The sequence below is a fragment of the Streptomyces sp. IBSBF 3136 genome (assembly GCF_036815105.1).
In the GTDB taxonomy this organism is placed as follows: Bacteria; Actinomycetota; Actinomycetes; order Streptomycetales; family Streptomycetaceae; genus Streptomyces.
On sequence record NZ_JAJSZC010000283.1, the window covers coordinates 1 to 8,313 of the forward strand.

General features: G+C 72.1%; 7 protein-coding genes and 1 pseudogene. 4 read left to right on the forward strand and 4 right to left on the reverse strand.

The genetic code is table 11. The features are described 5' to 3' along the window. Positions 1 to 239: pseudogene (locus V7E45_RS36120) on the reverse strand (cytochrome ubiquinol oxidase subunit I); the annotation flags it as partial. Further along, positions 236 to 1,201, reverse strand: a complete 966-nt coding sequence (gene ctaC / locus V7E45_RS36125; protein WP_333778507.1) for an aa3-type cytochrome oxidase subunit II — start codon at positions 1,199 to 1,201, stop codon at positions 236 to 238. The gene ctaC and the pseudogene V7E45_RS36120, both read right to left, overlap by 4 nt. A 301-nt stretch (positions 1,202 to 1,502) precedes the next feature. On the opposite strand from ctaC, the gene V7E45_RS36130 reads away from it, so the two are divergent. Continuing rightward, positions 1,503 to 2,891, forward strand: a complete 1,389-nt coding sequence (locus V7E45_RS36130; protein WP_333778508.1) for a cysteine desulfurase/sulfurtransferase TusA family protein — start codon at positions 1,503 to 1,505, stop codon at positions 2,889 to 2,891. Between the two features lie 81 nt (positions 2,892 to 2,972). Here the strand turns inward: V7E45_RS36130 and V7E45_RS36135 are convergent, their stop codons facing one another. After that, positions 2,973 to 3,947 (reverse strand): carbohydrate kinase family protein, encoded by a 975-nt coding sequence (locus tag V7E45_RS36135; RefSeq protein ID WP_333778509.1) that lies wholly within the window; start codon positions 3,945 to 3,947, stop codon positions 2,973 to 2,975. Between the two features lie 130 nt (positions 3,948 to 4,077). Between V7E45_RS36135 and V7E45_RS36140 the strand changes: the two genes are divergently transcribed. Both V7E45_RS36140 and V7E45_RS36145 read left to right on the forward strand, forming a co-directional pair. Continuing rightward, the gene (locus V7E45_RS36140) at positions 4,078 to 4,287 is read left to right on the forward strand and encodes a hypothetical protein (protein WP_317442914.1); all 210 of its coding nucleotides are present in this window, start codon (positions 4,078 to 4,080) and stop codon (positions 4,285 to 4,287) included. A gap of 639 nt (positions 4,288 to 4,926) precedes the next feature. Beyond that, the gene (locus V7E45_RS36145) at positions 4,927 to 6,339 is read left to right on the forward strand and encodes a hypothetical protein (RefSeq protein ID WP_333778510.1); all 1,413 of its coding nucleotides are present in this window, start codon (positions 4,927 to 4,929) and stop codon (positions 6,337 to 6,339) included. A gap of 81 nt (positions 6,340 to 6,420) precedes the next feature. On the opposite strand, the gene erpA is transcribed toward V7E45_RS36145, so the two are convergent. Next, the gene (gene erpA / locus V7E45_RS36150) at positions 6,421 to 6,777 is read right to left on the reverse strand and encodes an iron-sulfur cluster insertion protein ErpA (RefSeq protein WP_020939558.1); all 357 of its coding nucleotides are present in this window, start codon (positions 6,775 to 6,777) and stop codon (positions 6,421 to 6,423) included. 273 nt (positions 6,778 to 7,050) lie between these two features. Here erpA and nadA point away from each other — a divergent pair, with 273 nt between their 5' ends. Beyond that, positions 7,051 to 8,235: a quinolinate synthase NadA gene (gene nadA, locus V7E45_RS36155; RefSeq protein WP_333778511.1), complete on the forward strand. Its 1,185-nt coding sequence runs from the start codon at positions 7,051 to 7,053 to the stop codon at positions 8,233 to 8,235. Positions 8,236 to 8,313 lie beyond the last annotated feature (78 nt).

Genomic DNA, 8,313 nt, shown 5'->3' on the forward strand with positions numbered 1-8,313 from the left:
TTCGACATGATCTGCAGGCCCGGACGCGCCAGCTCGGCACGCATCAGCAGCGCCATCACGCCGCCGATCAGGAAGAACGCGAACGACGTGACGAGGTAGAGCGTCCCGATCGTCTTGTGGTCGGTGGTCGTCAGCCACTTCACCACGATGTTGCCGGGCTGCTTGCGCCTGACCGGCAGCTCGTTCTCGAACGAGTCTTCAGCTGCCGCGGCACCCTGGGGTTCGTTGAGGATGCTCACAGGTTGTTCGTCTCCCGGTTCTTCTCGTGCGGCGTCTGCGCGATGCCGGCGGGAATGTAACCGGTCTGCCCCTTCTTGGCGAGGTCCTTGAGGTGCTGCTCGTAACGCTCGGGGGAGACGACCTTCACGTTGAACAGCATCCGGGAGTGGTCGACACCGCAGAGCTCCGCACACTTGCCCAGGAAGGTGCCCTGGTGGTTCGGGGTCACCTGGAAGGCGTTGGTGTGGCCCGGGATGACGTCCTGCTTCATCAGGAAGGGAACCACCCAGAACGAGTGGATGACGTCACGCGAGGTCAGGACGAAGCGGACGGTCTTGCCCTCGGGGAGCCAGAGCGTCGGACCGGGGTTGCCGGTCTGCGGGTTCCGGGTGCCGGGCGTACCGACGTCGTAGACGCCGCCGGCGTTGGCCGGGAAGTCCTTCTTGAACCGGTCCGGAATCGCGGCCAGGTTCTTGTCAATCTTCGCGTTGCCCGTGGAACCGGGGACGTCCGCGACGTAGTTGAAGCCCCAGCTCCACTGGAAGCCGACCACGTTGACCGTTACGTCGGGCTTCTTGGAGAGGTCCAGGAGCTTCGACTCGTCCCGGGCGGTGAAGTAGAAGAGCACCGAGATGATGATGATCGGGACCACCGTGTACAGGGCCTCGATCGGCATGTTGTACCGCGTCTGCGGAGGTACCTCGACCTTGGTGCGGCTGCGCCGGTGGAAGAAAGCACTCCACAGGATCAGGCCCCACACCAGCACGCCGACGGCGAGCGCAGCCGCCCAGGAACCCTGCCACAGAGAGAGGATCCGGGGAGCCTCTTCCGTGGTCGGGGTGGGCATACCAAGGCGGGGGAAGTCTTCCCAGTTGTACGAGCAACCGGTGGCCGTCGCCAAGACCAGGCCCGCGGTCATTGCCTGCAGCAGCTTCCGCCGCATCGGGCGCCGCGGCGAGCGGTCGGAGCCGTTGGGACTCACGTAGCGCCTTCCCGAGAGTCTCGCCCGCGCGGTCGGCTGCGGCCTTCTCGCTGGTCGGTCGCCGCCCTGCGTCGGGCAGGGGTTTGGATGTTTATGCGGACCAAACCCTAGCCGACGCCTTCCAGGGGTTCGCGGGGAGGGGTGCATACGCGTCGGCTGTCACTCGGTCGGGGTGGGATTGGGCGCCTATTGGCTCGGGTTGTCGCGGTTTGGCGAACCGGTGCGAGGGGCGTCGTGGCTGGTCGCGCCGTTCCTCACGCCCCCCGGTGGACCGGTCCCGCGGAAGTCTTAACGTTGCCCTGTGGCCTACTTCGACGCAGCTTCCGCCGCCCCCCTCCATCCCGTGGCCCGCGAGGCGCTGTTGGCCGCCCTGGACGAGGGGTGGGCGGACCCCGCGCGGCTCTACCGGGAGGGCCGCAGGGCCCGGATGCTGCTGGACGCCTCCCGGGAGGCGGTGGCCGAGGCCGTGGGGTGCCGGGCCGACGAGGTGGTGTTCACCTCCTCCGGGACCCGGGCCGTACACACGGGGATCGCCGGGGCGTTGGCCGGGCGGCGGCGGGCGGGACGCCACCTGATCGTGTCAGCCGTCGAACATTCCTCGGTACTCCATTCGGCTGAGTCGTTCGAGGCCGGAGGCGGTTCGGTGAGCACGGTGGCCGTCGACCGGGCCGGAGCGGTGGACCCGTCGGCCTTCGCGGCCGCCCTCCGGGAGGACACCGCGCTGGCCTGTCTGCAGTCGGCCAACCACGAGGTGGGGACGGTGCAGCCGGTAGCCGAGGTGGCCGGGGCGTGCCGGGCCGCCGGGGTGCCGCTGCTGGTGGACGCGGCGCAGTCGCTGGGCTGGGGCCCGGTGGAGGGCGACTGGTCGCTGCTGACCGCGAGCGCGCACAAGTGGGGCGGCCCCTCCGGGGTGGGGCTGCTCGTGGTGCGCAAGGGCGTGCGGTTCGCCGCGCAAGGGCCGGTGGACGAGCGGGAGTCGGGCCGGGCGCCCGGGTTCGAGAACCTCCCGGCGATCGTCGCGGCCGCGGCCTCGCTTCGGGCGGTGCGGGCCGGGGCCGCGCCGGAGGCGGCACGGCTGCGGGAGCTGACGGAGCGGATCCGGGCGCGGGTGCCGGAACTGGTGGCGGACGTGGAGGTGGTCGGGGACCCGCTGCGGCGGCTGCCGGGGATCGTCACCTTCTCCTGTCTCTACGTCGACGGCGAGGCGCTGCTGCACGAGCTGGACCGGGAGGGCTTCTCCGTCTCGTCGGGGTCGTCGTGCACGAGCAGCACCCTGACTCCCAGCCATGTGCTGCGGGCGATGGGAGTGCTCAGCGAGGGGAACGTACGGGTGTCGTTGCCGCCCGGGACGGCCGCGGAGGACGTCGAGCGGTTCCTGGACGTGCTGCCCGGGGTGGTGGCCGGTGTGCGGGAGAAGCTGGGGGCGCCGGCTCCGGCGCCGGCCGTCGCGCCGGCCGTGGAGCAGGAGGAGCTGGTCGTCGACTCCCTCGGCAAGCGGTGCCCGATCCCGGTCATCGAGCTGGCCAAGGTGATCGGCGACGTCCCGGTGGGCGGCATGGTGCGGGTGCTGTCGGACGACGAGGCCGCCCGGCTGGACATCCCGGCGTGGTGCGAGATGCGGGGCCAGGAGTACGTGGGCGAGGAGAAGGCGGAGACGGGAACGGCATACCTGGTCCGCCGGATCAGCTGACCCACCCCGGGCGTGGGGAACAGTCACCCGGGGCGCGGGGAACCGCGCGACCGGTCCCCCACGCCGCCGCACCCGAGGAACTCAGACCAGGTGGCCCCGGACCTCTTCGGCGGCCTCGTCGCCGTACGCCTTGGTGAACCGCTCCATGAAGTGGCCCCGGCGCAGCTGGTACTCCTGGGTGCCCACCGTCTCGATGACGAGCGTCGCCAGCATGCAGCCGACCTGTGCGGCGCGCTCCAGGGACACGCCCCAGGCCAGGCCGGAGAGGAAGCCGGCGCGGAAGGCGTCGCCGACGCCCGTGGGGTCGGCCTTGCGCTCCTCCTCCGGGCAGCCGACCTCGATCGGGTCCTCGCCGACCCGCTCGATGCGTACGCCGCGCGAGCCGAGCGTGGTGACGCGGTGGCCTACCCGGGAGAGGATCTCGGCGTCGGTCCAGCCGGTCTTGGACTCGATGAGCCCCTTCTCGTACACGTTGGAGAAGAGGTAGGTCGCCCCGTCCAGCAGTATCCGGATCTCCTCGCCCTCCATCCGGGCGATCTGCTGGGAGAAGTCGGCGGCGAAGGGGATCTCGCGCGAGCGGCACTCCTCGGTGTGGCGGAGCATCGCCTCCGGGTCGTCGGCGCCGATCAGGACCAGGTCGAGGCCGCCGACGCGGTCGGCGACCGTCTTCAGCTCGATGAGGCGGGCCTCGCTCATGGCACCGGTGTAGAACGAGCCGATCTGGTTGTGGTCGGCGTCGGTGGTGCACACGAAGCGGGCCGTGTGCAGGGTCTCGGAGATGCGGACCGAGTCGGTGTCCACGCCGTGCCGGTCGAGCCAGGCCCGGTACTGGTCGAAGTCGAAGCCCGCGGCCCCGACGAGGATCGGCGCGGTGCCCAGCTGGCCCATGCCGAAGGCGATGTTCGCGCCGACGCCGCCCCGGCGCACGTCAAGGTTGTCGACCAGGAAGGAGAGCGAGACCGTGTGCAGCTGGTCCGCGACGAACTGGTCGGCGAATCGGCCGGGGAAGGTCATGAGGTGGTCGGTGGCGATGGAGCCGGTGACTGCGATGCGCACGACGGGCATTCTCCTGCGGGAGGCTGGATTGACAGTTCACGCTACCCCGCTCGGGCGGGCCGCTGAAGCTGACAAAACTACCCGATAGTAGCCCTTTCTTCGCGGCGCCTCGCGTGCCTACGGTTCCGGCATGACGAACCTCAAGGTCAACTCGACCTCCCCGGCCGATCTCGAGGGCGGCCTCGCCACGCTGCGCGGCGACTGCGCCCGGATGGCCCCGCACTGGGCCGCCCCGGCGCACGGCGACTCCCGTCCGGTGCCGCCGTCGCTGATCCACGGGGTGGACGTCCCGGTGCGGTCGGCGCGGCTGCTGGACGCCATGTCGGACTACGGCGACTGAGCGGGAGCCACCGGGCAGGGAACCGCGCGCTCCTCGCACGCGTCCCATCGCCGTCCCCCCGGGCGGGGACGTGGGACACGACCGGCGAGGAGCGATGCGGTGAGCAGCGAGCGACCCGAGATTCCTGAGAACGACGAGGTTTCCGGAGCGTCCGGCACCTCCGAGCCGGCGGAAGCCTCCGGGGGCCGCGAGCGGCCCGAGGCGAGGAGGCCCTCCGAGGTCGCTGGACCCTCCGGGGCATCCGCGGCCTCCGAGACCGCCCGGCCCACCGAGGCTCACGAAAGCACTGCGCCTCCCGGGGCCGACGAGGGCGCTCAGGCCGGGGACGTGGAGGCGCCCGAGGGCACCGAGGCCATCCGGGCCAAGGGGACGGCGGAGGCCGCCGATGCGGTTCGGACTCCCCAGGCCGCTGAGGCCGTCGACGCGGTCCGGACTCCCCAGGCCGCTGAGGCCGCCCGGGCCAGTGAGGCCGCCGAAGCCACGGGGGCCGCTGGGGTCGCTGGGGCCGGGACTCCCGAGGCTCCGGAGGGGCCCGAAGTCGTTGAATCACCCCGCGACGTCGAAGTACCCCGGGCGCCGGAAGGCGCCGGGGACGGTGGCGCGGCACGCGAGGGGCGGGCGGCGCGGCGGCGGTCGCGGGTGGTCGTTCTCTCCGTCGCGGCGGCTGTGCTGGTGGTCGGGGGCGGGGGTGCCTACCTCGCCACGGGGCATGCCGCGGACGGCCGGGCGGGTACCGGTGCGCCCGGTGCGGGTGCCACTCCCCCGCCGCTGGTCCTGGACGGCTCGGCGGGCGGCGGCTCGGGCGGTGACATCGCGCCCGGGGAGCCGGACCCGTACGGCGCGACCTATGTGGCCGCCGGGAAGCTGCCCGACGGCCCCGGCTCCGCGCCGGTGTACGCCCCGAGGGGCGAGGTCGGCGAGGACCGGGTGACCCGGCTGGCCGCGGCCCTCGGCATGGACGGCGCGCCCGTGGCCGACGGCAGCGGCTGGCGGGTCGGGGGCGCGGACGGCTCCGGGCCGACGCTCCGGGTGAGCCGGGACGCGGCGGGCAGCTGGACCTACAGCCGCTGGGCGCCCGGCACCGACAACTGCCGGAAGGTCACCGTCTGCGCGCAGGACCCGGCGAACCCGGCCGGCGACCCGGTGAGCGCGGCGGCGGCGCGGCGGGCGGCGGCGCCCGTGCTGAAGGCGCTGGGCCAGGACGACGCGAAGATCGACGCGAGCCGGATCATGGGCGCCCGCCGGGTGGTCGACGCGGATCCGGTGGTCGGCGGGCTGCCCACGTACGGCTGGACGACCGGGCTGACCGTCGACGAGCGGGGCGAACTGGTCGGCGGCCACGGGCTGTTGGCGACGCCGGCCGAAGGCGACACCTATCCCGTGCTGGACGCGCGCCGGACGCTGGCGCTGATGAACGCGGCGCACACGGGCGGCGGCCACCGGATGGGCATCGGGGGCTGTGCCACCCCCGTCCCGCTGAAGGACCGGCTGGAGCAGCCCTGCCCCGGCTCCGGCTCCGGTTCCGGTTCCGGGACCGCGGGGAAGGCGGACGCGCTCCCTGTGGACAAGGCCGTCTTCGGGCTGGCCGCGCACTCCGTCGCCGGGCGGCAGGCGCTGGTCCCGTCCTGGCTGTTCGAGGTGCGGGGTCCGGCGGAGCGGGGCACCTTCACGGTGACGTACCCGGCGGTGGACCCGGAGTTCCTGACCACGCCGTCCGCCTCGGCGCCGGCGTCGCCCACCGGCCCTTCCTCGGCCCCGCGCACGCACGACGTGCGGGCCGACGGCTACCTGGCCGACGGCCGTCAGCTTACGGTGAGCTTCTCGGGCGGGGTGTGCACGGCCTACTCGGCGTCGGCGAAGGAGAGCGCCGACCGGGTGACGGTGACGGTGACCGGGCGGGACCGGCCGGGCCAGGTGTGCGTCGCCATGGCCCGGCAGTACGTGAAGACCGTACGGCTGGACGCCCCGCTCGGCGCCCGCGAGGTGACCGGCGCCGACGGCACGCCGGTCCCGAGGACGAAGCCGGGGGCGCTGCGGCCGCAGGCCGGCTAGGGCCTGTTGCCCTGGAACGCACGGAGGCGACGGCCCCCTCGTCGGAGGGGGCCGTCGCCTCGTGCGTCAGCGGGTGGCGGCTCAGCTGAAGGAGTCGCCGCAGGCGCAGGAGCCCGTCGCGTTCGGGTTGTCGATCGTGAAGCCCTGCTTCTCGATCGTGTCCACGAAGTCGACGGTGGCGCCGCCCAGGTACGGAGCGCTCATACGGTCGGTGACGACCTTGACCCCGCCGAAGTCCTTCACCACGTCGCCGTCGAGCGAGCGCTCGTCGAAGAAGAGCTGGTAGCGCAGGCCGGAGCAGCCGCCGGGCTGGACGGCGACGCGCAGAGCGAGGTCGTCACGGCCTTCCTGGTCGAGCAGGGCCTTGACCTTCGACGCGGCGGCGTCGGTCAGGACGATGCCGTCGGTGACGGTGGTGGTCTCGTCCGATACGGACATCTACATCTCTCCCGGGTTGTACGGAGACTGCTTGCCGACCAGTGCAACCGGCGTTTCCCCGGATTCATTCCGGGCCGGGCGTTCGCGTGGTCGCGTGTTCACTTCTCTCTTCATGCTCGCACATGCCCGATGCGGCGGACAGCGGCTCGTGCGGCGACCCGGCGACCGCCCACGGGATTCACGTCACATGGACGCTATGGCCGTCGTCAAAGTGACGTGAAGCGGATATGATAGATAGCGTCAGTTAGACGAAAAGTAGAAAGGGTGCGTGTCGTGACCACCGCCCAGACCCCGGAGCTCGACGTACAGCCGTCTCCGCTCGCCCTGCTGCTGCTCGGCCGTGAGGCCGACCCGAAGAGCGAGCGGGGGGTGGAGTGCCCCGGCGACCTGCCCTCGCCGTCCGACCCCGACCTGGTCGAACGCGCCCGCGCGGCCAAGGAGAAGCTCGGCGACAAGGTCTTCGTGCTCGGCCACCACTACCAGCGCGACGAGGTCATCCAGTTCGCCGACGTCACGGGCGACTCCTTCAAGCTGGCCCGGGACGCGGCCGCGCGCCCCGAGGCCGAGTACATCGTCTTCTGCGGTGTGCACTTCATGGCCGAGTCGGCGGACATCCTGACGTCCGACGACCAGAAGGTCGTCCTGCCCGACCTGGCCGCAGGCTGCTCGATGGCCGACATGGCCACCGCCGAGCAGGTCGCCGAGTGCTGGGACGTGCTGACCGAGGCGGGCGTCGCCGAGCAGGTGGTGCCCGTCTCCTACATGAACTCCTCGGCGGACATCAAGGCCTTCACCGGCAAGCACGGCGGCCTCATCTGCACCTCCTCCAACGCCCGGCGCGCCCTGGACTGGGCCTTCGAGCACGGTGAGAAGGTCCTGTTCCTGCCCGACCAGCACCTCGGCCGCAACACCGCCGTCCGGGACATGGGGATGTCCCTGGACGACTGCGTGGTCTACAACCCGCACAAGCCGAACGGCGGGCTGACCGCCGAGGAGCTGCGCGCCGCGAAGATGATCCTGTGGCGCGGCCACTGCTCGGTGCACGGCCGCTTCAGCCTGGACTCGGTCAACGACGTCCGGGAGCGCATCCCGGGCGTGAACGTCCTGGTCCACCCCGAGTGCCGGCACGAGGTCGTGGCCGCCGCCGACCACGTCGGCTCCACGGAGTACATCATCAAGGCCCTGGAGGCGGCCCCGGCCGGTTCCAAGTGGGCCATCGGCACCGAGCTGAACCTGGTCCGCCGGCTCGCTAACCGTTTCGCGCCCGAGGGCAAGGAGGTCGTCTTCCTCGACCGGACGGTCTGCTTCTGCTCGACCATGAACCGCATCGACCTGCCGCACCTGGTCTGGACCCTGGAGTCCCTGGCCGAGGGCAACCTGGTCAACCGCATCGAGGTCGACAAGGAGACCGAGGCGTACGCCAAGCTCGCCCTTGAGCGGATGCTGGCGCTTCCGTAGCCGTACCCCCGTCCGGCGGAAACCGGGGGGGGGGGGGGGGGGGGGGGGGGGGGCGGGGGGGGGGGGGGGGGGGGGGGG

Bases quoted from the DNA above. Each gene is read 5' to 3' on its own strand.
- erpA (WP_020939558.1), bottom strand. From the start codon at position 6,777: ATGTCCGTATCGGACGAGACCACCACCGTCACCGACGGCATCGTCCTG.
- V7E45_RS36140 (WP_317442914.1), top strand. From the start codon at position 4,078: ATGACGAACCTCAAGGTCAACTCGACCTCCCCGGCCGATCTCGAGGGC.